General features: G+C 71.3%; 20 protein-coding genes. 6 read left to right on the forward strand and 14 right to left on the reverse strand.

All coding sequences use genetic code 11. The annotated features are described in order from the left end of the window. Window positions 1-89: 89 nt before the first annotated feature. The 6 genes from ACQPWU_RS12260 to ACQPWU_RS12285 form a co-directional block, all read right to left on the reverse strand. Window positions 90-839 (reverse strand): glucose 1-dehydrogenase, encoded by a 750-nt coding sequence (locus ACQPWU_RS12260; protein ID WP_433439299.1) that lies wholly within the window; start codon window positions 837-839, stop codon window positions 90-92. Beyond that, window positions 826-2844, reverse strand: a complete 2019-nt coding sequence (locus tag ACQPWU_RS12265; protein WP_433439302.1) for an acetate--CoA ligase family protein — start codon at window positions 2842-2844, stop codon at window positions 826-828. The genes ACQPWU_RS12260 and ACQPWU_RS12265 overlap by 14 nt, the downstream gene beginning before the upstream one ends. Continuing rightward, the gene (locus ACQPWU_RS12270) at window positions 2841-4349 is read right to left on the reverse strand and encodes a class I adenylate-forming enzyme family protein (RefSeq protein WP_433439304.1); all 1509 of its coding nucleotides are present in this window, start codon (window positions 4347-4349) and stop codon (window positions 2841-2843) included. Before ACQPWU_RS12270 ends, ACQPWU_RS12265 begins: the two co-directional genes overlap by 4 nt. Before the next feature lie 15 nt (window positions 4350-4364). Then, window positions 4365-4688 carry a VOC family protein gene (locus ACQPWU_RS12275; RefSeq protein WP_433439306.1) on the reverse strand — a complete coding sequence of 108 codons (324 nt, stop codon included), beginning with the start codon at window positions 4686-4688 and terminating at the stop codon, window positions 4365-4367. Next, a complete protein-coding gene (locus tag ACQPWU_RS12280; RefSeq protein WP_433439310.1) occupies window positions 4685-5047 on the reverse strand; it encodes a Zn-ribbon domain-containing OB-fold protein in 363 nt (120 codons plus the stop codon). The genes ACQPWU_RS12275 and ACQPWU_RS12280 overlap by 4 nt, the downstream gene beginning before the upstream one ends. Window positions 5048-5244: 197 nt before the next feature. Beyond that, on the reverse strand, window positions 5245-6999 hold the full coding sequence (locus ACQPWU_RS12285; RefSeq protein ID WP_433439313.1) for a protein kinase domain-containing protein: 1755 nt from the start codon (window positions 6997-6999) through the stop codon (window positions 5245-5247). Between the two features lie 168 nt (window positions 7000-7167). Here ACQPWU_RS12285 and ACQPWU_RS12290 point away from each other — a divergent pair, with 168 nt between their 5' ends. Both ACQPWU_RS12290 and ACQPWU_RS12295 read left to right on the forward strand, forming a co-directional pair. Further along, the gene (locus tag ACQPWU_RS12290; protein WP_433439316.1) at window positions 7168-7758 is read left to right on the forward strand and encodes an isochorismatase family cysteine hydrolase; all 591 of its coding nucleotides are present in this window, start codon (window positions 7168-7170) and stop codon (window positions 7756-7758) included. Beyond that, window positions 7755-8489 carry an SDR family NAD(P)-dependent oxidoreductase gene (locus ACQPWU_RS12295; protein ID WP_433439318.1) on the forward strand — a complete coding sequence of 245 codons (735 nt, stop codon included), beginning with the start codon at window positions 7755-7757 and terminating at the stop codon, window positions 8487-8489. The genes ACQPWU_RS12290 and ACQPWU_RS12295 overlap by 4 nt, the downstream gene beginning before the upstream one ends. Window positions 8490-8501: 12 nt before the next feature. Here ACQPWU_RS12295 and ACQPWU_RS12300 read toward each other — a convergent pair whose 3' ends face one another. Further along, window positions 8502-9653: a serine hydrolase domain-containing protein gene (locus tag ACQPWU_RS12300; protein ID WP_433439321.1), complete on the reverse strand. Its 1152-nt coding sequence runs from the start codon at window positions 9651-9653 to the stop codon at window positions 8502-8504. A gap of 31 nt (window positions 9654-9684) precedes the next feature. On the opposite strand from ACQPWU_RS12300, the gene ACQPWU_RS12305 reads away from it, so the two are divergent. After that, window positions 9685-10593, forward strand: a complete 909-nt coding sequence (locus ACQPWU_RS12305) for a cyclase family protein (protein ID WP_433439323.1) — start codon at window positions 9685-9687, stop codon at window positions 10591-10593. A 108-nt stretch (window positions 10594-10701) separates the two neighbouring features. Next, window positions 10702-11844, forward strand: a complete 1143-nt coding sequence (locus tag ACQPWU_RS12310; protein WP_433439326.1) for a phosphatidylinositol-specific phospholipase C1-like protein — start codon at window positions 10702-10704, stop codon at window positions 11842-11844. Between the two features lie 22 nt (window positions 11845-11866). Here ACQPWU_RS12310 and ACQPWU_RS12315 read toward each other — a convergent pair whose 3' ends face one another. The 3 genes from ACQPWU_RS12315 to ACQPWU_RS12325 all read right to left on the reverse strand — a co-directional run bounded on the left by ACQPWU_RS12315 (window position 11867) and on the right by ACQPWU_RS12325 (window position 16113). Further along, window positions 11867-13351 carry an AMP-binding protein gene (locus tag ACQPWU_RS12315; RefSeq protein WP_433439329.1) on the reverse strand — a complete coding sequence of 495 codons (1485 nt, stop codon included), beginning with the start codon at window positions 13349-13351 and terminating at the stop codon, window positions 11867-11869. 15 nt (window positions 13352-13366) lie between these two features. Continuing rightward, window positions 13367-14422 carry an LLM class flavin-dependent oxidoreductase gene (locus tag ACQPWU_RS12320; RefSeq protein WP_433439331.1) on the reverse strand — a complete coding sequence of 352 codons (1056 nt, stop codon included), beginning with the start codon at window positions 14420-14422 and terminating at the stop codon, window positions 13367-13369. Between the two features lie 875 nt (window positions 14423-15297). Next, window positions 15298-16113 (reverse strand): SDR family NAD(P)-dependent oxidoreductase, encoded by an 816-nt coding sequence (locus ACQPWU_RS12325; RefSeq protein WP_433439334.1) that lies wholly within the window; start codon window positions 16111-16113, stop codon window positions 15298-15300. Between the two features lie 117 nt (window positions 16114-16230). On the opposite strand from ACQPWU_RS12325, the gene ACQPWU_RS12330 reads away from it, so the two are divergent. Next, complete coding sequence (locus ACQPWU_RS12330) at window positions 16231-16821, forward strand: TetR/AcrR family transcriptional regulator (protein ID WP_433439337.1); 591 nt, start codon at window positions 16231-16233, stop codon at window positions 16819-16821. A 21-nt stretch (window positions 16822-16842) separates the two neighbouring features. Here ACQPWU_RS12330 and ACQPWU_RS12335 read toward each other — a convergent pair whose 3' ends face one another. Next, complete coding sequence (locus ACQPWU_RS12335; protein WP_433439339.1) at window positions 16843-17760, reverse strand: aminoglycoside phosphotransferase family protein; 918 nt, start codon at window positions 17758-17760, stop codon at window positions 16843-16845. Next, on the reverse strand, window positions 17747-18925 hold the full coding sequence (locus ACQPWU_RS12340) for an MFS transporter (protein ID WP_433439341.1): 1179 nt from the start codon (window positions 18923-18925) through the stop codon (window positions 17747-17749). Before ACQPWU_RS12340 ends, ACQPWU_RS12335 begins: the two co-directional genes overlap by 14 nt. Before the next feature lie 73 nt (window positions 18926-18998). Here ACQPWU_RS12340 and ACQPWU_RS12345 point away from each other — a divergent pair, with 73 nt between their 5' ends. Continuing rightward, entirely contained in the window at window positions 18999-20021 is a 1023-nt protein-coding gene (locus ACQPWU_RS12345; protein ID WP_433439343.1) for an ROK family transcriptional regulator, read from the forward strand. A 23-nt stretch (window positions 20022-20044) separates the two neighbouring features. Here the strand turns inward: ACQPWU_RS12345 and cpt are convergent, their stop codons facing one another. Continuing rightward, window positions 20045-20587 carry a chloramphenicol phosphotransferase CPT gene (gene cpt, locus ACQPWU_RS12350; protein ID WP_433439346.1) on the reverse strand — a complete coding sequence of 181 codons (543 nt, stop codon included), beginning with the start codon at window positions 20585-20587 and terminating at the stop codon, window positions 20045-20047. Window positions 20588-20704: 117 nt separating this feature from the next. Next, window positions 20705-21838: a M20 family metallopeptidase gene (locus ACQPWU_RS12355; protein WP_433439349.1), complete on the reverse strand. Its 1134-nt coding sequence runs from the start codon at window positions 21836-21838 to the stop codon at window positions 20705-20707. Window positions 21839-21853 lie beyond the last annotated feature (15 nt).

Consider the following 21853-nt stretch of genomic DNA (forward strand, 5'->3'; position numbering starts at 1 on the left):
CTTCGGCGACTCGACGCGGTCGTGCCGTACCAGGGATCGGTTCCCCCCGTGAGGGCGAGCCGGCGTGCTGTGGCACGCCTTCGGCGGGGTCAGTAGCCGGCGCCGGTCAGCAAGCCGCCGTCGACCGTGAACTCGCTGCCCGTGCAGTAGCTGGCCCGGTCCGACGCCAGGAACGCCACGACGTGCGACACCTCCACCGGCTTGGCGAAGCGCTTGATGACCATGGACTTCACGAACGCGTCGGCGTCGACCTCGTTCATCAGGTCCGGATCCATCGCCATGGAGGTGTTGATCGCGCCAGGGTGCACCGAGTTGACCCGGATCTTGAAGCGGGCCAGTTCGCGGGCCGCCGACTTGGTGAGGCCGCGCACGCCGAACTTGGAGGCGGAGTACGCCGACAACCCCTCGGCCCCGACGTAGCCCTCGATCGAGGAGATGTTCACGATGGCGCCGCGGCCGGCCGCCTTCATGGGGCTGATCACCGACTTGATCCCCAGCCAGGTGCCCTTGAGATTGACGGAAATCACGCGATCGAAGTCGTCGGGCGACATGTCGGCGATGCGCCGGAATTTCAGGATCCCGGCGTTGTTGACCAGTACATCCAGTCGGCCGTGCAGCTTCGTGGCCGTCGCCACCGCCCGCGACCAGTCCTCGACGCTGGTCACATCGTGATGAACGTACGCGGCCCCCGTCTCCTCGGCCAGCGCCTTGCCCTCCTCGTCCAGCACGTCACCGAAGACCACGCGTGCCCCTTCCTCAAGGAACAGCCGCACGTGCGCCGCCCCCATCCCGCGAGCCCCCCCGGTGATCAACGCGACCTTGCCGTCAAGCAACCTCATAACGACCTCCTGCCGCGACGGCCACCGCGGCCGCCTCCATGGAGCGGTAGACGGGGATCCCCGCCGCCGCCGCGATCCGCCTCACTTCGTCCTCGACACCCGCGGGCGCGCACTCGCCGTTCCTGGTGACGAGGGTGATCCTGGTGCCGGGCAGCGCGTCCTGCGCCCCCGCCACGGCCCGCGCGTACGCGTACAAGGGCTCGGCCGTGTCCCCGTACGTGAAGAACGCCTGGACATTGACGTGCAGGACCACGTCACGGTACGCCCGGTGCCGCAGCAGAGCCGCGATCACGTCAGGCACGAGAGCGGTCCGCCCCAAAGGCCCCACCGGCACCTCGAGCGGATTGCCCGTGGCCGCCACGCCGAGCCCGCGCAGCGCGTCCAGCGCGTCGCCGGGCAGCGGATCGAGCCGCACCCCGGCCAGGTCGAACGCGTCCGCCGCCAGCACGCTCGCGCCCCCGCTCGGCCCCACCACCAGCACCCCATCGGAGCCGGCGGCGCGTGAGCCGTGCGCCTGGAAGTACGCCAGCACTCCGATGAGGTCGTCCTGGCTGGACACCAGCACCACCCCGGCCTGCTCGGCCACCGCCTCCCAGACCCGCCGGTCGCTCACCATGCCACCGGTGTGCGAGGCGGCCGCCTCCTGCCCCTGCCCGCTACGCCCGCCGACCAGCAGCACCGCCGGCACCTCCGTGGAACGCAGCGCCTCGTACAGTTCGCGCCCGTCACGCGGATCCTCGAGGTACAGCCCGACGGCGCGCGTCTCCGGGTCGCGGGCGAGCCAGCGGAGCAGCTCGGCGGGGGTCACGTCGGCCGAGTTGCCGACGGTGGCGACCCGGCTGAACGCCAGCCCGCGCCGCTCCCCGACCTTGATCACCTCGCCCGCGAGCCCGCCGCTCTGCGAGATCAGCGCCACCGACCCGGCAGGCCCGACCCCGCCCCCCACGAACGTCTGCCGCCCCCGGGGGCAGTACACGCCCATGCAGTTGGGCCCGAGCAGCCGTGTCCCCGCCGCCCGCGCCGCCTCGACCAGCTCCTCCTCCAGCTCAGGCCGTCCCGCCTCGCCGAACCCGCCGCTCATCACCTGCACGAACGGCACCCCGTACGCCTGCCGCACCACCTCGGCACATCGCTCGGCGGGCACGGCCACAAGGGCGTAGTCCACGTCCGCCTCGGCGAGGGACGGCACGGCCCGCACCCCCGCCACCTCGGTCGCCGACGGGTGCACGGCCACCAGTGGGACGCCCGCGGCCTGGTAGAAGGCGAGGAACATGTTCCCGAAGTTCGGCCTGGTCGTGGAGGCCCCGACGACGGCCACCGCCCTGGGCTCGAAGAGCGGCAGGAAATCCGCTTCAGCACCAGGCACCCCGGACACAGGTCCCGAGGAGGGCAGGTAGCGGGCGTCTACCGCGATCACCCTCGAAGGGCTCGCGATGACCGGATTCAGCTCGAACTCGCCCAGTTCCAGCCGCTCCCAGAGTCCGCCAGGACCGCCGACCGTCATGAGCAGCTTGACCACCGCGTCGACGTCCACCGGCGGGCCGCCGCGGTGCCCGTACAGGACGGATGACCCGCGCAGTGACGCCAGCATGCGCCGCGCGTCCTCCTCCGAGATCGGGCAGAGCCGCAGCGCCGTGTCACGCAGCGCCTCCGTCCACACCCCGCCCAGCCCGGCCAGCAGCACCGGCCCGAAGCCCGGGTCTCGCACCAGGCCCACGATGAGCTCCACCCCGGCGTCGGCCTGCTCCTCGACCAGGAACCCCGCGACCTGCAGCCTGGCCCGCATGCCGGCCGCCGCCGCCTCGAGCTCGTCCCTGGAGAGCCCGAGCGCGACGGCCCCGACGTCCGACTTGTGCACCAGCCCCGGTCCGAACGCCTTCAGCACCAGCGGCTCGGCCAGCTCCTCGGCCCGGGAGAAGTCGAGGTCGCGCACCACCACCCCGCGCGGCACCGGCACCCCGGCCTCGCTGAGCAGCGCCTTGACCTCGTGCTCGTACGCGCTCACCCGAGCAGCTCGCGGATCTTCCCGCGCAGCAGTTTGCCGGGTCCGCCGGAGGCGTCCTGCGAGTGCGGCAGCTCCTCGGCCACCACGATGTGGTCCGGCCGCTGGTGCTCGGGCAGCGTGTCGGCCAGGGCCAGCGCCAGCTTGGACGCCTCGAGCGTGTGCCCGGCGCGCGGCACGACCGCCAGCAGCACGCGCTGCTCGGAGGCCCCTTCCGGTACGCCGACCGCGCCGGCCTCGGCCACCCCGTCCAGCGCCGAGGCCGCCTCCTCGATCACGACCGGCTGGGTCCAGACGCCGCCCTTGAGTATCGAGTCCTCCCGCCTGCCCAGCACCTGCAGCACGCCGTCCGGGGAGAGGGTCCCGAGGTCGCCGCCGACGTACCACTCGCCGCGCAGCACCTCCGCCGTCCGCTCCGGCAGGCCGTCGTAGCCGGTCATCCGGTGCGGCCCGGCGAGGTTGATCTCGCCGACCTCGCCGACCACCCGGCTGCCGTTCGGGCCGGTGATCCGCACCGCGTTCCCCGTACGGGCGCGCCCCGAGGAGCCGAGCGGGATCGAGCCGTCGTCCACGCGGCCCATGCACGTGTACGGGGCCTCGGTCTGGCCGTAGTACGAGTACACGCCCGCCTGCGGGAGCCTGGCCTTGATCCGGTCCAGCATGGTCCTGGTCAGCGGCTCGCCGCCCAGCATGATCACCTGGATGGACGACAGGTCCACGCCCTCGTGGTCGGGCGAGGCGAGCAGCGCGGCGTAGAACGAGGGGATCTGCGACAGGTGCGTGACCCGTTCGCGGGGGACCACGCGCAGGAAATTCGCCGGACCCCAGTCCTGCTCCAGCACCAGGCGCATCCCGGCGTACAGGGCGGGCCCGACGATGGCCGGGAAACCGATGCCCCAGATGATCGCGCCCGTCCCGAACACCGAGTCCGGCCCGCGCGGCACATCCAGCCAGATCTGCGCCGTGGCCAGGGACGACGCGTGCGTGTGCACGATCGCCTTCGGCAGTCCCGTCGTGCCCGAGGTGTAGTAGAGCGCCAGCGGGTCGTCGTACCAGCCGCTGATCGGCGGCTCCTCGTCGGACTCGCCTTCGAGCTCGCGCACGTCGATCCACGTGGTCACGGCCGGGAGCGACCCTCTGATCTGCTCGACCACGCCCTCGACCGTCGCGTCGTACACGAACGCCGTGCACCCCGAGGCCGCCACCACGTCACGCAGCGTCTCAACCGGCCAGTACGGGTTCAGCGCCGCCGTCACCGCCCCGATCTTGGCCTGCGCCAGGTAGACCTCGGCCACCCGTAACGTCTCGTTGAGCAGCGCCGCCACCCGCCGGCCCGGCGCGATCCCCTTCGCGAGGAGGGCGTTGGCGCGGCGGTTGACGTTCCTGTTGAGCTCGTCGTAGGTGAAGCTCTGCTCGCCGCAGTACGTGAGCGCGACCCGGTCGGGCGTGCGCAGCGCTCCGGCGGTCAGGATCGCGTGGCCGTAGTTGCCGTAGGGTGATCGCGCCATGGGGGATGCCTCCAGTCAGAGGGGCTGATAGAGCACGAAGACGTTTCCTGAGGGATCGCGCAGCACGGCCCGCGTCTCATGCGGCCCCTTCTCGGGCTCCCGCACCACCTTGCCGCCGCGCGCGGTCATCCCCCGCACGGCCTTGTCCAGGTCGTCCACCTTGTACGACGGCGCGATCGAGGCTGTGACGTGCTCGGCGGGCCCGGCCAGCGCCACGGTGACCCCGCCGCCGTCCAGCGCCGCGAACCTGTCACCGTCCCTGAACTTCACCGGCAGGCCGTAGAAGGCGATCGCCTCGTCCAGGTCGGCGACGGGGATCAGCACGTTGCCGAGCTTCACATGGGCCTCCAACGAGGGAGTTCGTCGATGAACGTCACGCGTACCGGCATGCCGATGCGTACGTCGTCCGGGGCGCACCCCACCACATGCCCGAACGCCCGCACGCCCTCGGGCAGGTCCACCCAGGCCATCACGTACGGCTCCCGGCCCCGGTAGGCGGGAGCGAACGAGCGGTGCACGACCGTGAACGTGTGCACGACGCCCTCGCCCTTGACCGGCTCGAACACGAGCTCGCCTGCACCGCACCAGGGACAGTCGGCCTCGGGGAGGTGGACGCGGCGGCCGCACGACGTACAGCGCTGGACGACCAGCTCGCCGCGCGCGCAGGCGGCCCAGTACGCAGAGGTGTCACCGCTCATCGCTTGCCAAGCTAGCGCACGCTTGGTTGCCTCACAAGGCCCCGTCTGTCCCCCTTCCCGCCGCCGGGCCAGGCGCCCGCCGCACTTCGGCTGATGTCCTCTGGTGGAGGGAAGGGGGCGGGTCGGAGGGCGGCGCCGGCCCGGATCCCGTCCGGCGCCCTTGATCCCCACAGGGCGCCGGCCGAAGTGCGGCGCGTCTAAGGTGACGGCTCCTCCAGGGGAGTCGAGAAGGGCTGGACCAGCGGCTCGTCGGAAGGCGGGGCGGAGGGCTCCGCGGTGGGCGGGTCCGATGAGCGGGCGAGCCGCTCCTCGGCAGTGGCCGCCGGGGTGCCTGACGGCGTGGGGGTGGTGAGGGTCGAGGTGCTGCGTTCCTGGGTGGGCGTCGGCGTGGCGGAACGGGAGGGTGTGGGGCAGGCGGGGCCGTCCACCGCGACCTCGCTCACCTGCGGCCCGTTCGCCGCGGCAGGCTCCGTCATGACGACGATCCCGAAGTACGCCCTCTCACCGCAGGAAACGCTCCCAGGAGCGTGCGCCACGCTGCTGGTGTAGACGGTGCTGCCCCGTAAGGTGCGGCTCTCCTGCCGTACCGTGCTCGCCGCCCCGCCCTCCCCGTCCCGCCGCGTGTACGAGATCCGCAGCCGCACGGGCCCGGTGCCGTCCGCGGAGACCTTGATCGCCCCCGACGTCCCGCTCCATCCCACGATGCTGGCCGCCTGGACGGAGGCGGGACGCGGCAGGGAGGTCCCGCCCTGCCGGATCGTGGGAGGAGGTGGCGGCGGCGGGGAGCTGCTCGGCGCACGGGTAGGGGTGGGGGAGGTGCGGCGGGGAGCGGCAGACGTCCGGGTCCGGGTGGGCGTGGCCGCGTCGACGGGCGTCGGCCCCGGTTCGCTCGGCGTCGTCTTGGGCGGTGGCATCAGGATCGTGCCGGGCCCGGGCGGCAGCCGCCCGCCCGACACCATGAGCGAGATCGCCACCGCGACCACCGTCGCCCCCGCCACCCATAAGTGCGGGGGCAGCCGGGGCATCCGCAGCACCCGGTCCTTCAGGGTGATCCCGGCAGCCCGCTCGGTCCTGGCCAGCGGGAACCGGAGCGCCAGCAGCGTGGCCAGCTCGCCCAGATGCCGCCGCCCCCGCTTCTCCCACTCCGGCCCGTACCCGGCGACCGCGTCCTCCTCCAGCTCGGCCGCGAACTGCCTGGCCGAGGCGTACCTGGCGGAGGGATCCTTGGCCATCCCGCGTTTGAGCAGGTCGCGCAGGGTGTCGGGGGTCACCTCCAGTGGCACCGGCTCCACCAGGTGCTGGTCCCGCACGGCGGGAACGTCCAGCTCCCCCTCCTCGCCCTCCTTGACCGCCCGATAGGGAGGTCGCCCCCTGACGGCCTCGAAGAGCACGCACGCCGCCGCGTACAGGTCCGCCGGCGGCCCGGCCTGCCCCTGGGTCCACAGCTCGGGCGACATGTACTCGGGGCTGCCCGCGGGCACGCCCGGCTCCTCCGCGTGCACGACGACGCCGAAGTCGGCCAGCTTGCTGGTGCCGTCCGCCTGGACCAGGATGTTCTCCGGCTTGACGTCTCGATGCGGCACGCCCCGCTCGTGCGCGGCGGCCAGGGCCAGCAGCGTGCTCTTCAGCACGGCGAGGGCCGCTTCCGGGCTGATCCCGCGGTGCTCGGTCAGCAGCGTACGCAGTGACACGCCGTCCACCAGCTCCATGACGACGGCCGCCCTGGTGGAGGTCTCGACGTACTCGTAGAGCCGGACCACGTTCGGGTCGTCGATCTCGACCAGTTCGTGGGTGTCCGACCGGAAGCGGTCCATGAACTCGGTGTCCCTGCGCAGTGTGGCGTTCAGATACTTGATCGCCACGTAGGCGCCGGTCTCCTGGTATGTGGCGAGGAACACCCGGCCGGTGCGGCCGGCGCCGAGCTGGCGTACTTCACGGTAACCAGGGACCAAGTCCAACCCCCATAAGCAGCCGTCTTCGATTTGACGGTCTCACCTGGGGTTGCGGTTGTCACGACTGAAGATATTTCGCCGGGTGTTAATGCGAAATGACGCTGTGTTGCGGGTGGTATGCTGAGTCGTCCCCAAGCAAGCGCTCGGCTAAATCGACGGAGGTCGCCCGTGGAGCGCGTGGCCGTGCTGGTGATGGAGATGCAGAGGGGCGTCGTCGGCGATCTCACGAAATTTCCGGACCTGGTGGATGCCTGTGCTCGGCACGACGTCGTGGCCAACACCGCCCGCCTCCTCCAGGCAGCCAGATCGGCCGGGATCCCGGTGATCCACTGCACGGCCGCCTTCCGCCCCGACCGGTCCGGCTCCCACACGGACAACTGCCCGTTCATCGTCTCCCTGCTCAAGGACCCGGACCACATGCTGGAGGGCACGGCCGCAGCAGAGGTCATCCCCGAACTGCGAGACGGCGGCGACCTGGAGAGCCGCCGCCACCACGGCTTCTCCCCGTTCACCGGCACCTCGCTCGACATGACGCTGCGCTCCCTGGGCGTGTCCGCCGTGGTCGCGACGGGCGTGTCGCTCAACCTGGGCATCCCGGGCCTGGCGCTGGAGGCGGTCAACCTGGGATACCGGGTGACGGTCGTCACGGACGCGGTGGCGGGCATCCCCGAGGACTACGCGCGGGCCGTACTGAAACACACGATCAGCCTCCTCGCCACCCGCGCCACCACCGCGGACCTCGTCGAGAGCTGGAAATGATCGACGGGCTGCGCCTGGACGGGCGCGTGGCGGTGGTGACCGGGGGAGCGGGCGCGATCGGCGCCGCCATCGCCGCGGACCTGTCCGCGCTGGGGGTGGAGGTCGTGGTCGCCGACGTCCGGGACGCGGCACCGGTGGCCTCGGGTCTGCCCGGCGGGCGGGCGGCGGTCGTGGACCTGGCCTCGCCCGCGTCCGTCGAGGAGTTCTCCAAAGCAGTGGGGCCGGTGGACATCCTGGTGCACAACGCCGGGGTGTCGATCGTGGAGCCGTTCACCGAGAGCAACCCCGCGGGCTGGGATCTCATGTGGCAGGTCAACCTGCGCGGGCCGATGCTGCTCACCAAGCTGCTCCTGCCCGGCATGATGGCCAGGGGCTGGGGGCGGCTGGTGTTCGTCTCCTCCGACGGCGCCAGGGCGGGATCGGGCGGCGAGGGGGCGTACGCGGCGACCAAGGCGGGGCTGTTCGGCCTGGCCAAGACGCTCGCCAGGGAGGCGGCCAAGGCGCGGGTCACCTCGAACGTGGTCTGCCCCGGCCCCACGGACACACCGATGCTCCAGCGGGTGTCCGCGGCCGAGCCGGGGCTGGTGGACAAGATCGCGCGAGGCATCCCGCTGCGCCGCCTCGGGACCCCCGCCGACGTGGCGGGCCTGGTCGCCTATCTGTGCACGGATCGCGCGGCCTACATCACCGGGCAGACGCTGTCGGTCAGCGGCGGCGTGACCATGCACTGAGCGATCATGCGATCAGAGCGAGTCGTAGACGGCCTGCACCAGGCGGAGGCCGCGCAGGTTGCCGGAGACGGCGTTGGCCATCTTGTTCATGACGTAGCCGACGGCCAGGCCGCGCTCCGGATCGCCCACGCCGAGCGAGCCGCCCAGGCCGGAGTGGCCGAACGCGGTCTCGGACGGCATCAGGAACGTCATGGACGGCCGCATGTAGCCGAGACCGAACGAGGTGTCCAGGAGCAGGACACGGTCGGGGCCGTGCACGCGGGGGCGTACGGCGTCCCGCAGCGTCTCGGGGCGCAGAAGTTCGCCCGCGATCAGCGAACGGTAGAACCCGGCCAGCCCTCTGGCCGTGGTCACGACCCCGGCCGCGGGCCAGCCCGCCCGCAGGATGACGGGGTGGTTCGCGCCGCCCTTGAGGAGGTGCATGCCGGGGTTGCCGAGCGCACGGTTCATGAGGCTCTGCGGGTCGAGCGCCGCCGTCGCCATCTCGGCCAGCACATCCGGAACCCCGCCGGTGGTCTCGGTGGCCGCCGTACGGGGGCGTTCGCCGGCTTTGAGGCGCGCCGTGCGGGCGATCACCGTGTCCGGCGCCCCCACCCAGAGCTCCAGCGCCAGCGGCTCGGCGATCTCCGCGGCGACCAGCTCGCCCACCGGCTTGCCGGTGACGCGCCTGATCACCTCCCCCACCAGGAACCCGTACGACAACGCGTGGTAGCCGTGTGCCGACCCCGGCTCCCACAGGGGCGCCTGACCGGCGAGCCGGGCCGCGATGGCTGCCGGATCCCCGAACTCCTCCACCGGCACCGGCTCCTCCACCACCGGCAACCCGGACTGGTGAGTGAGCAGGTGCTCGACGGTGATCGCTCCCTTGCCCCGGGCCGCGAACTCCGGCCACACGTCCGCGACCGCCCCGGAGACGTCCACCAGCCCCCGCTCGGCGAGCTGCAGCAGCACGGTGGCGGTGATCGCCTTGGTGCAGGAGTACGCAAAGGCGGGCGTGTCGCCCTCCCACGGCCGTCCCGTGTGCCGGTCGGCCACACCGCCCCACAGATCCACGACCAGCTCGCCGTCCAGGTAGACGGCGAAGGCGGCGCCCAGCTCCGCACCGTCGGCGAGATGCCCTTCGAACACCTCGCGCACGCGGGAGAACCGCGGATCACAGTGCATCAGACCTCCGCATGAGAAAGGGAGCGCTTACTTGGTTCACGAGCCTAACAACTGGGGGCGTTTCGGCCCAGACGATCAGCGCGGCACCCTCAACCTCCTCACCCCTGCCGTGGTACTCGACGCCCTGCGCAGCGCCACCACGGGCGAGGTGCTCAGCCTGGCCATGCCGATCAGGGGCGCCACCTCCTCGCCCGCCCCCACGACGGTCCCGCACCTGCCCGGCCGCCCGCTGCCGCAGCACTTCATGTCCGTGGACGGCGGCGACTACGCGGCCGGCACCCGCCCGATCGGGGAGGGTCTGTACGTGGCCGACGACGCGCTGGTCGTCAGCCACCACGGCACCACCACCCACATGGACGCGCTGTGCCACATGTGGTCGGGCGACGAGCTCTACAACGGCCACCCGGCGGCCAGGGTCCGCTCCTACGGCGCGACCAGGTGCGGAATCGAGCAGGTGGGCGGCGTGGTCGCCAGGGGTGTCCTGTTCGACGTGGCAGCCCACCTCGGCCTCGACCACCTGCCCGCCGATCTCAGGATCCCGGCGGAGCTGCTGGCGGAGATCGCCACGCCGCGGCCGGGGGACGCCGCGGTGATCCGTACCGGATGGCCCCTGGTGTGGCAGCGCTCGCGCGAGGAGTACTGGGCGGGTCAGCCGGGGCTGTCCGCGGACGCGGGCCGCTGGCTCGCCGCGCATGACGTGTCGGTGGTGGCCTCGGACAACGCCGCCATCGGCGGGCTCAACGCCCGGGGGCTCGCCGACGAGGGCCTCGCCGACGACCTGCACCTCATCCTGCTCCACCGGCACGGCGTGCACCTCGTCGAGATGCTCTGGCTGGAGGAGCTGGGGGCCGCGGGCCGTACGGAGTTCGTGTTCGTGGTGGCGCCGCTCAGGATCGAGGGGGGGACCGGCAGCCCGGTCACTCCTCTGGCCATCCTCTGATCCGGACGGTTCCGCATATTTTCCGGCACATTTGGATATTTCGTGATCAGCCGTTAACCCCCGAGCTCAAGGGTCTGTCCCGGTAAAACCCCCGTGCTAGGAGACCCAGTGCGCCGCCTCGCCCTCATCGGCATCGCCGCCACCGCCCTGACCGCTCTCGCGGCCGTACCAGCCGCCGACGCCACCACGGCGGGACGCGGCACGTTGCGGATCAACCAGATCCAGACCATGGCCACCCACAACAGCTACCACCGCGAGCTGACCGACGCCGAGAAGGACGTGCAGCGCAAGACCGACGCCAACTGGTGGAACCTGCAGTACTCGCACACCGCCCTGCCGAACCAGTTCACCGCCCAGCACGTGCGCGGCATCGAGCTGGACGTCTTCCCCGACCCCAAGGGTGGCCTGTACGCCAACCCGCTGGTCAGGCGGGACGCCGGGCTGCCGCCGCTCAACGACCCCGCGCTCGCCAAGCCCGGGTTCAAGGTGCTGCACTGGGCCGACCACGACTACGGCACCAACTGCTCGGCCCTGGTCACCTGCCTGCGCCAGGTGCGCGAATGGTCCGACGCCCACCCCGGGCACGTGCCGCTGACGATCCTCACCGAGTTCAAGAGCACCGACCCGGCCAAGGAGGCGATGGGCGGGGCCAAGAGCCCGGCGTGGGACGCGGCGCTGATGGACGCCCTGGACGCCGAGATCCGCTCGATCTTCCCTGACGACCGGCTCATCACGCCCGACGACGTTCGCAGGCCGGGGCTCACCCTCGAGCAGTCCGTGCTCCAGCACGGCTGGCCGGAGCTGTCGTCCTCGCGGGGCAAGGTCATGTTCTTCATGGACAACCAGGCCGAGGCCATCCAGACGCCCTACCTCGCCGGCCACCCCAGCCTGGAGGGGCGGGTGCTGTTCACCAACTCCCGCCCCGGCCGCGCGGACGCCGCATTCGTCGGCTGGAACGAGCCGCAGGGCACGAACACCGCGCAGATCCAGGACCTCGTACGGAAGGGCTACTACGTGCGCACCCGCTCCGACGTGCCGTTCACCGAGGCCAGGTCGGGCGACACGAGCCGGCTGAAGGCGGCACTGGACAGCGGCGCGCAGATGGTCAGCACGGACTTCCCCGTGGTCGGCCTGTCCGCCAGGAACGGCAGCGACTACGTGGCCGAGCTGCCCGGCGGCGCCACTGCCCGCTGCAACCCGGTGAACGCGCCCACCGGCTGCCAGGACCGCACCCTGGAGCGCCTGCGCTGAACCCGCACGCGGCGGCCGCCCGTCATGTTCCCGGGTAGTTGCCGCCGCCGTGCGTCGCGTCCAGGGCGTCGTAGTCGGGGACGAAGCCGCGCTTGGGGATCGTGTCCACGAACGCCACCTCCCTGGGCTTCTTGTACGACGCCAGCCGCGTCTTGACGTGCTCGACCAGCTCGTCCTGCGTGGCGGTGGTGTCCGGCTTGAGTGCCACCACGGCCTTGACGGCCTGGTGCCAGGCGGGGTCGGGCACGCCGATCACCGCGGCGTCGGCCACGGCGGGGTGGGACTTGAGCGCGCGTTCCACCTCGGCGGGGTAGATATTCTCGGCGCCCGACTTGATCATCCGAAGCTTGGGGCCGATGAAGGTGATGGTGCCGTCGGGTTCGCGGCGGCCGAGGTCGCCGGTGTGGTGCCAGCCGTACGCCGCCTTGGCCGCATTTAAGTCAGGTCGGGCGAAATATCCGGAAAAGAGGGTCTTGCCGCGGGCGCAGATCTCGCCTACCTCACCAGGCGGGAGTTCGACGCCGTCCGGGCCCAGGATGCGTACCTGGACCAGCGGAGAGGGGCGGCCCGCGAACCCGGCGCCGCCCTCGGCCAGCCCGAGGAACGTGAGCATGCCGCCCACCTCGGTCTGCCCGTACCCGCCCATCTTGGACCGGCACCAGGGAGAGTCGTCGACCGTGATCATGTCGTCCCACTCGGCCGAGTGCGAGACGAACCCAAGCGACGACAGATCGTACTTGCCGCCCGCGTTCGCGGCCGCCACCGCGTCGATCATCTGCCCGAACAGGAACGCCTGCGTCACCCGCTCGGCGTCGATCAGCCGGCAGACCTCCTCGGCGTCGAAGGCGGGCGTGAACACGTTCGTGCCGCCGATCTGCAGCGTGGCCAGGCAGAACATCATGGTGCCGACGTGGAAGAGCGGCCCGTTGTTGAGGAACGTGAAGCCGGGCTCCATCTGGCGTAAGACGAGCAGCGAGGCGCTGTGGGCGACCAGCGCGGCGCTGCTGAGCAGGGCGGCGCTGGGCCGTCCCCCGAAAGCGGCCGTGTAGAGGGCCAGGACCGGCTCGGTGTCCGCCACCTGCGGGAAGTCCCGCAGCGAGCCGCCCGCCACCAGCTCCTCGTACTCGTCCCCGGCCCGCACCCACGTGCTCTCTGACACGGCCGCGGTGGCGTCCGAGGGCTCCCAGACGACGACCTTGGGGGTCAGGTCGGACAGGACGAACCGCAGCTCGTCCTCCGACTGCCGCCAGTTGGCCGGGCAGAGGATCGCGCCCAGGCGGGAGCAGGCCAGCAGCAGCTCCAGCACGGCATGGGAGTTCTGGCCGAGCCACACCACCCTCTCCCCGGCCGTCACGCCCCGCCCCGCCAGGGCGTCGGCCAGCCTGGTCACCCGCGTGTCCAGCTCCGGGTAGGTGCGCCGTACGTCCCCGTCCACCACCGCCGTGCCCTGGGGACGGCTGCGGGCGTGGTCGGCGAGGACGTCTGACAGGGACAGGCTGTGGATCATCGCGGCCTCCAGGAATCAGCGGAAGGCGGGCATGACTTCGGTGGCGAACAGGCGCATGACCTGCTTCATGTCCTCCAGCGGCATCGGGCGGGTGCTGCCGAAGTCGCACAGCAGGTTCGTGAAGCCGGCGTCCCTGAGCAGTGAGATCTGCTCGATCGCCCGCGCCGGGTCCCCGATCACCTCCAGCTGCTCCCACCGGAAGTCGGCCGACAACGTGCCGCCTTTGAGGTAGCGGTTCTGGTAGTACTCGAAGCCCTGCGCGGCCTGCCCGGTCTTGGGGTCGATGGGGGCGCTGCGCTCGTTGAAGATGCGCGAGCGGTCGAACGATGCCTCGAACCGCGCCTGGTCCTCGCGCGCCTGCTCCAGTGTCGGCGCCACGTACACGGTCCGCGCCACCACCAGCTCCGCCCCCTCGGGGTGCCCGGCCTGCGCGGCCGTTTCCCGCCACGTCTCCGCCGCCTTGATCACCTTGCTGAACGGCGCCGCCGGATCGGCCAGGATGGGCAGCCCGCGCTCGGCGTACATGGTCACGGTCTCGGGCGACACGGCCGCCACGTGCAGCGGCGGATGCGGCGACTGCAGCGGCCTGGGCGTCAGGCTCACCTCGGAACCGGTCTTGTAGAACTTCCCCTCATGCTGGTACGCCTCCTGCGTCCAGAGCCCGATGATCACCTCCAGCGCCTCGTTGAACCGGTCGCGGGCCTCAGCCAGGTCGATCCCGAACCCCTCGAACTCGAAGCTCTGGTACCCCCGGCCGATCCCCAGGTCCAGCCTGCCCCCGGAGAGCACGTCCACCTGCGCGGCCTCCTCGGCCACGTGGATCGGGTTGTGCAGGGGCAGCACCACGATCCCCGTGCCGAGCCGGATGCCCGAGGTGCGGGCGGCGGCGTGGGCGAGCATGGTGAACAGGTTGGGGACGACGCCGTAGTCGCGGAAGTGGTGCTCGGCCAGCCGTACCCCGTCGAACCCCAGCTCCTCGGCCAGCTCGATGAGCTCCAGGTGATAGTCGTAGACGTCCTTGAAGCTCTGGCCGTCGAAGCGGTGGAAGAGGTGGAAGGTCGAGAACTTCATGCGGTGACCCCTCAGCGTGTAAACCAAGCGCTCGCTTGGGAGCGTACCATGTCGCCCGGGGAAGCCCCAGGGGTCCGTCCAGGGTTCGTCTACGATGCCTGCTGCTTGACCTTGCGTTCGGCAAGGAAGCCTGCGACGAACAGTTCCAGCATCTCGTTCGCCCGCTTGGCACGGATGGCCAGCGCTTCAGGTCCGCCTTGCTCCACGAGGGGCGGACCGCGCTTCGCCGCGGCCCCGCGTACAACACCTTCGGCAACTGGAAGCCCCCCGTCCCAGATGGCGACCGGATCGACTGGATCCTGTCACGTGGCGCCGTTGAGACTCTCTGGACCGAGATCGACCCATTCGAGCAGGGCGGCCAGTTCCCATCCGACCACTACCCTGTGATTGCTCACCTGAAGATCGGCGGATGAGCAGGCAGGCACCGCGAATCCACCCTGCCTGGCGGGACACCTTGCCGGGGCGGGCGGCCGGCGCTCAGCCCGCACGGCCGTGCCCTGATAGAGGAGCAGCGGTAGTCTCTCGGCGTCGTCTCGCTGCGGGAGCATTCCTGATACGCGGGAGGATGATCTTTCTACTCAGGAGGAACATCCTCCACTCCGGATGAAAAATGGCACACCTGCACCAAGCCAATCAATCTGTGTGCTTTGGGTTTCAGCGTGCGCCGCACGACCAGCAATATCGAAGCGTTCCAGCGGTCGTGCGGCCCCTGACTCGCCCGAGACAAGGCTCGGTTGCCGAGACCCCCTGCCTGATACGCAGCCTGATCGCTGGGTGGATGTCGAGCGCGGCACGCTCGTCAGGGGCGGCTCACCGGCCGGTCGCCGCTGGTCGGCCGGGGTACGGCAACGGAACCTCACCGCAGCGCCCCTGGGTTATCCCGGTGCCTTGCGGCTGAGGTGTTCCCAGGCGCGGTATTCGGCGGCGCGCTCCTGGTCCATCTGCTGCACCAGGTCGTAGGAGTGGCCGCCGACGATCAGCCGCAGGGGCGGGTCGGGCAGGTCGACCACCTCCATGATGACCGGGGCGGCGGTGCTCGGGTCGGGGCCCGCGTCGTCGCCCCACATCTCGGCCATCTTGGCGCGTAGGGGGTCGTAGACGGGGTTCGGCTGTGTGGCCGTGGTGCCGGTGGTGAACAGCCCGGTGTCGTAGCCGCCCATCTGCAGGATGGTGACCTTGATGCCGAACGGCTCCACCTCCATGGCCAGGGCCTGGATGGCCGAGTCGAGCGCCGACTTGCCCGCCGCGTACAGGCCGACCGAGGCGACGCCGCCGCCCGAGCCCATCGAGGTGACCTGCAGGATGCGCCCTGAGCCCTGATCGCGCAGGTGCGGGACGACGGCCTGGGCCACCCAGATCGCGCCGAAGAGGTTGACGTCGAAGTGGGCCCTGATCTGCTCCTCCGTGGCCTCTTCCAGCATGCCGTACAGCAGCCCGCCGGCGTTGTTGACCACGATGTCGAGCCGCCCGAACGCGGCTACCGCCCGGTCCACGCCCTCGTGTACGGCGGCCCGGTCGGACACGTCGAGTGGCATCCGTACGAGAGTGTCGGGATATTTCCGGGACAGGTCGGCCAGCGGCTCCACGTTGCGCGCGGTGGCCACGACCCGCTCTCCCGCGGCCAGCGCCGCCTCGGCGAACGCCCGGCCCAGGCCGCGGGACGCGCCGGTGATGAACCATACACGGGTCATGAAGTACTCCTCAGAACAAGACGAGACGTATCGTCTCGTCGAGTGAGCACTCTATCGGATGGTTGCGCCCTGTCAAGACGGACCGTCTCGTCTCGCTTCGCTGCTATGCTGACCCGCATGTCCACGCGACCCGACCCGGCCCGCCGCAGCGAGCGCTCGCGCCAGGCCATCCTCGACGCGGCCCGCGAGCTGGTCTCCGAGGTGGGATACGCCAAGCTCTCGATCGAGGCCATCGCCGCCCGCGCCGGCGTGGGCAAGCAGACGATCTACCGCTGGTGGCGGTCCAAGGGGGCCGTGGTCTTCGACGCCTTCCTCGCCCTCAGTCAGGTCGGCGACAGCATCGCGCTGCCCGACACGGGCGACATCGAGGCCGATCTCAAGACGGTGATGCGGGCGACGGTGGCCGAGTTCGCCGATGCGGCGTTCGAGGCGCCGATCAGGGCGCTCACTACGGAGATCATCAACGATCCCGAGCTGGCCGCCCAGTACCGCGAGAAGCTGGCAGGCCCGGTAGACGAGGCCAAGAAGGACAGGCTGCGCAGCGCGCAGCGGGCTGGCCAGATCGCCGCCGACACTGACCTCGACCTGGCCCTGGAGCTCCTGTACGCCCCGCTGTTCCAGCGGTGGCTGCACCGCTCGGGCCCGCTCACCCCCGAGTACGCCGACGCCCTCGTCGACCTCGCACTCAAGGCCCTACGCCCGGACTGACCCCAACCCTCTGCCCTGGTTTCAGGCGGAACGGAAGTCCGCGATGATCTCGTCGAGATGGCGCAGGGCGGTGTCGGCGCGTACCGGGTCGGCGTAGTAGGGGTCGTCGGGCACCGGGAGCGATGCCGCGAGGCCCCAGCCGCGGCCCCGCGCCCAGGTCGCCTCGTCCACGCCGAGCGTCTCCCGGAAGACGCCCCGAGCCTCGGAAGGCAGGAACTTCCACGCGGCCAGCAGGTCCACGGCGGGGTCGCCGACGGCGAGCGTGCCGAAGTCGATCACGGCGCTCAGCCTGCCCTCGACGGTCAGGAGGTTCCCGGTGGCGAGGTCGCCGTGGATCCACACCGGCGGGCCGTCCCAGGCGGGGGCCGCCAGGGCCGCCTCCCACACGGCCGTCACCATGTCGGTGTCCACCATCCCGCGCAGCGCCTCGATCTTGGGGCGTACGCGGGCCTCGACGGCCAGGGAGTCCCGCTCGTCGCCCATCGGCACGCCGCGGAACGCGTTGCTCCATGAGGGGCCGGGACCGCCGGTCGCGTCGATCCGCTGCAGCGCGCGGACGAACCCGGCCAGCTCCTTGGCCGCCTGCACGGGATCCGCCAGCTCCTCCGTGGTCTCGCCCTCCAGCCACCGGTAGACCGACCAGGGGAAGGGATAGCCTTCACCGGGCTCGCCCTTCGCGAGCGGCTCGGAGATCGGCAGCGGCAGGTGCGGGGCGATCCGCGGCAGCCAGCGGTGCTCGCGCTCCACCTGCCCGACCCACCGGGGGTAGCGGGGCAGACGTACGGACATGTCCTCGCCGAGCCGGAACGTCGCGTTGTCCATCCCGGACCGCGGCACGGGGGTGAGGGGCAGGCAGGCCCACTGGGGGAACTGCGCCGCGAGCAGGCGGCGTACCAGGGGCTCGTCGATCAGCACGTCGCCGGGGTCAGGCGTGGACACGCAGGGCTCCTTCTGGGTGAGAGTCGGGGGAGCGGCGCAGGACGGGCGCGAGCAGCGTCAGCAGCACGACCACGGCGGTGATCAGCGCGAACGCCGTGGGATAGCTGAGCGCGCCGGCGACCCATCCGGTAACGGCGGGGGCGATCAGGCCCGACAGGTACGTGATCGTGGCCACGCCCGCCACGCCCTCGCCCGGAGTCGTGCCCGCGTTGCCCGCCGCCGCGAACACGAGCGGCACGATCACCGCTATCCCCAGCCCGACCAGGGCGAACCCGGCGATGGCGAGGGCCGGGGTGCGGGCCGCGACCACGAGGACCCCGCCGACCACCGCCACGGCGCCGCCCGTCCTGACGGTCGCGACAGGTCCGAGCCGCCGGATGACGTGGTCGCCCAGCAGTCGCGCGCTCGCCATGCAGAGCATGAAGACGGTGTACCCGGCGGCGGCCAGTCCTGGACCGGCGTCGGTGACCGCGGTGAGGTAGACGGCGGCCCAGTTCGAGCTGGCGCCCTCGGTGAACGTCCCGCAGAACCCCACCAGCCCGATGGCCAGGATCCCGCGTGTGGGGAGCGCGAAGCGCCGTGGCGGGGGTGCGTCGGCCACGCGTACGGAACCTGCCGTCCCGCTGTCGGGGAGGAGACCGCGGCCGGCTGCCGCGCCGAAGGCGAGTAACGCCAGCGACACGACCCCGAGGTGGAGCCGGGCGTCGATGCCCGCGTGCGCGGCCAGGGCGCCGAGGCCACCGGCGGCCAGGCTGCCGACGGCCCACATGCCGTGCAGCCCCGACATGATCGAGCGGCCCAGACGTCGTTCGAGCACGACGGCGTGCGCGTTCATCGCGACGTCGGACATGCCCGCCGCCGCCCCGAACAGCAGGTAAGCCCCGAACAACCACACGGGCGACGGCGAGAGCGCGGGCAGGGCCAGCCCCGCGCACCACAGCGCGATGAGGGTGCGCGTGGCGGCGCGGTTGCCGAAGCGGTAGGCGAGACGGCTCGCCGTCGGCATCCCCGCGAAGGCGCCGATCGACGGGCACAGCAGTGCGAGGCCGAGGGTGGCGGGGCTGAGGTGGAGGTGGTCCTGGATCCAGGGGATGCGTGTGGACAGGGTGCCGGCGACGGCGCCGTGCGTGGCGAAGACGGCCGCGATGGCACGGTGATGGCTCATGTCCGGAAAATTATCAGGCAGGGTTCCTGATGAAAAGAGCTTTTAGGTAGGGTCCCTGATTATTATTGGGACCGTGAAGACCGCGACCCCGTCCATGGCCCGGGCGATCAACGACCGGCTGGCGCTCGACCTGCTGCTGGAGCACGGGCCGCTGACCGCGCCCCAGCTCCGTACGATGACCGGGCTTTCCCGGCCCACCGTGTCCGACCTGATCGAGCGGCTCACGGCGGGCGGGCTCATCGAGATCACGGGCGAGTCCGGCGAGGACCGCCGGGGCCCGAACGCGCGCGTGTACGGGCTCGTGGCGGACCGGACCCACGTGGCGGGGGTGGACGTACGGCGCGACGCCGTGAACGTCACGGTCGCCGACATCACCGGGCGCGTGGTCAGTGAGGCCAGGACGACGATCGGCGCGAGAGCCGACCTGGCGACCCTCATCACCAAGGTGGTCAGGGACGCGGTCGGGCAGCGCGTGCTGGACACGCTCGTGGTCGGCGCGCCGGGGCTGGTAGATCCGCGTGACGGGGAGCTGGTGTCGCCCAACGACGTGCCCGGGTGGCGGCGCGGCACGATGACGTCCGTACGCGAGCGCCTGGGCATGCCGGTGATCCTGGAGAACGAGGTCAATCTGGCGGCCATCGCAGAGCTCCGCACCGGAGCCGCGGTGGGGAGCGAGGACTTCGTGCTGCTCTGGCTCGACGACGGCGTGGGGGCGGCGGTGGTGCTCGGAGGGCGGCTGCGCCGGGGGGCATCGGGGGGCGCGGGGGAGATCGGGTTCCTGGAAGTGGGCGGCGTGGCCTTCTGCGATCAGGTGAACCCCGAGGCCATCTCGGGCCTCGGCCGGGACGAGCTGGCCCGGCGGATCGCCCTGGGCGCCTTCGCGTTCGCCACCCTCCTCGACCCCGGGCTCGTCGTTCTCGGTGGCACGACGGGTCACGAAGGTGGGGACGAGCTGGCCGAGCTGGTCGCCGGGCACCTGCGGGAGCTGGCCCCGGCGCCGACCGAGGTCCGCGCCAGCACGGTCAAGGGCAACGCGGTGCTGCAAGGCGCCGTGCTGACCGCTCTGGACCTGGCCCGCGACAACGTGTTCGGCTGAACGCGCGAAGCCGTCCGAGGAGGCTATGCCTGGCACCGCATTCGGGTGACGATACTCTGCGCACACACCAGGGCCTCGGTATGTGTGGTGTCCACTTCGATGTCATAGACCACGCCCTGGTGAGCCACCTCCGCCTGTGACGCGGCCATCCCCTGGATCCGGTCCCCTCGGGCGATTTCGCGGCCCGCCGCGACCGCGCTCTCGCACCGGACACCGACCCACAGCACGTCCAGTCCGGCAAGAGCCTTCTGCCAATCCTGCTGGGACGCCGCTCCACCGAGGAAGACGTCATCCACGATCACCCGAGCGCCCGCCCGGGCCATGGCGGCGACTCCCTCCATCCACGCCGCTTGCAGCATCCGGAACTCTGGACCGACGCTCACCCCGCCGTCCGGAGCGAACTCGATCCCCGCGTCTGATGCCTGCATGGACGCGGGCATCGACTCAATCAGCGAGTCGACGCCGACGGCAAGCCACGGATCCGGGAGTACGGCCTGCAGACAGCGGGTGATTCCCGACTTTCCCGAGCTGGAGCCGCCATTCAGCACGATCACCTGAGTTGTCACCGCCCCACACTAGAAGCGGTGCCCATGGCCTGAAAACACGTTTTCAGCCGGGCGAGCGGTTTCGGAAGTGCGCGGGTCCACCCGCCTGGACCTGCCCCGCGACCCTGAACGCGCGCGTCAGGCGAGCGCCGTGATCAGCCCCATCGCCAGCGCCGTACGCTCCGGAATGTGCTCCACCAGCACGTGCTCGTGCCGCGCGTGCGCCCCATCACCCACGGCCCCCATCCCGTCCAGCACCGGCCGCCCCAGCGCGGAGACGAAGTTGCCGTCGCTGGCGCCACCCACCGACGCCTCGTCCAGCAGCCACCCGAACCCGGCGGCCACCTCCCGCGCCTCCTTGAACAGCCGCTGCGAGGCCGCGTTGGGCGTCATGGGCGGCCGGTTCCAGTCCCCGGTGGCGGAGATCGACACTCGCGGATCCGACACCTTCAGGCCGGCGAACACGTCGTCGATCCGCCCCATCTCCGCCGGATCCGTCACGCGAACGTCGATGCCGCAGCTCGCGTGACCGGCCGCCACGTTGCGGCCGGTGCCGCCGGTGATCAGCCCGACGTTCACGGTGGTGCCGCGCTCGCGGGAGCCGGCCCCGGCCAGCGTGGTGACGATCTCGGCCAGGGCGTGGATCGCGTTCGCTCCCGCGTCCGGGTCGAGCCCGGCGTGCGCCTCCTTCCCGGTCACGTTCACGTTGAACAGCCCCACGCCCTTGCGGGCGGTCTTGAGCGCGCCGTCGAGTGACGCCTCGAAGACCAGGGTCGCCAGCGCGTCCTCACTCGCGGCCTCGATGTACGGACGCGAGGTCAGGCTGCCGATCTCCTCGTCCCCGTTGAACAGGAACCGCACGCTCGGGTGCGGCAGCCCCAGCTCCCGCAGCCCGAGCAGCGCCCAGATCGACTGCACCAGGCCCGTCTTCATGTCGAACACGCCCGGCCCCGTGGCCTTGCCCTCCACCACCGAGAACGGCCACTCGGCCAGCGTCCCCGCCGGCCAGACGGTGTCGTAGTGGCTGAGCATGAGAACGGTCCCCGGCGCGGTGCCCTCGTAGGTCAGCTCCAGGATGTCGCCGTGCGGCCCGCCGTCGTGCAGCACCTCCTCGTCCGGTGTGCCGAGGCGTTCGACGGCCCGGGCGCGGATCGCGCGCAACCCCTTGACCAGCATGGCCTTGTCGTAGCTGTGGGTCTCCAGCTCCACGGCGGCCTTGAGGTCGTCGAGCATGCCCGGAAGGGCCTGCCGGGTCCAGTCGTTGATCAACACGGGAAATCCCTTCAA

It is taken from the genome of Nonomuraea sp. CA-141351 (genome assembly GCF_050944675.1).
Lineage (GTDB): Bacteria > Actinomycetota > Actinomycetes > Streptosporangiales > Streptosporangiaceae > Nonomuraea.

Bases quoted from the DNA above. Each gene is read 5' to 3' on its own strand.
- ACQPWU_RS12260 (WP_433439299.1), bottom strand. From the start codon at position 839: ATGAGGTTGCTTGACGGCAAGGTCGCGTTGATCACCGGGGGGGCTCGC.
- ACQPWU_RS12270 (WP_433439304.1), bottom strand. From the start codon at position 4,349: ATGGCGCGATCACCCTACGGCAACTACGGCCACGCGATCCTGACCGCC.
- ACQPWU_RS12280 (WP_433439310.1), bottom strand. From the start codon at position 5,047: ATGAGCGGTGACACCTCTGCGTACTGGGCCGCCTGCGCGCGCGGCGAG.
- ACQPWU_RS12295 (WP_433439318.1), top strand. From the start codon at position 7,755: ATGATCGACGGGCTGCGCCTGGACGGGCGCGTGGCGGTGGTGACCGGG.
- ACQPWU_RS12300 (WP_433439321.1), bottom strand. From the start codon at position 9,653: ATGCACTGTGATCCGCGGTTCTCCCGCGTGCGCGAGGTGTTCGAAGGG.
- ACQPWU_RS12315 (WP_433439329.1), bottom strand. From the start codon at position 13,351: ATGATCCACAGCCTGTCCCTGTCAGACGTCCTCGCCGACCACGCCCGC.
- ACQPWU_RS12320 (WP_433439331.1), bottom strand. From the start codon at position 14,422: ATGAAGTTCTCGACCTTCCACCTCTTCCACCGCTTCGACGGCCAGAGC.
- ACQPWU_RS12325 (WP_433439334.1), bottom strand. From the start codon at position 16,113: ATGACCCGTGTATGGTTCATCACCGGCGCGTCCCGCGGCCTGGGCCGG.
- ACQPWU_RS12330 (WP_433439337.1), top strand. From the start codon at position 16,231: ATGTCCACGCGACCCGACCCGGCCCGCCGCAGCGAGCGCTCGCGCCAG.
- ACQPWU_RS12340 (WP_433439341.1), bottom strand. From the start codon at position 18,925: ATGAGCCATCACCGTGCCATCGCGGCCGTCTTCGCCACGCACGGCGCC.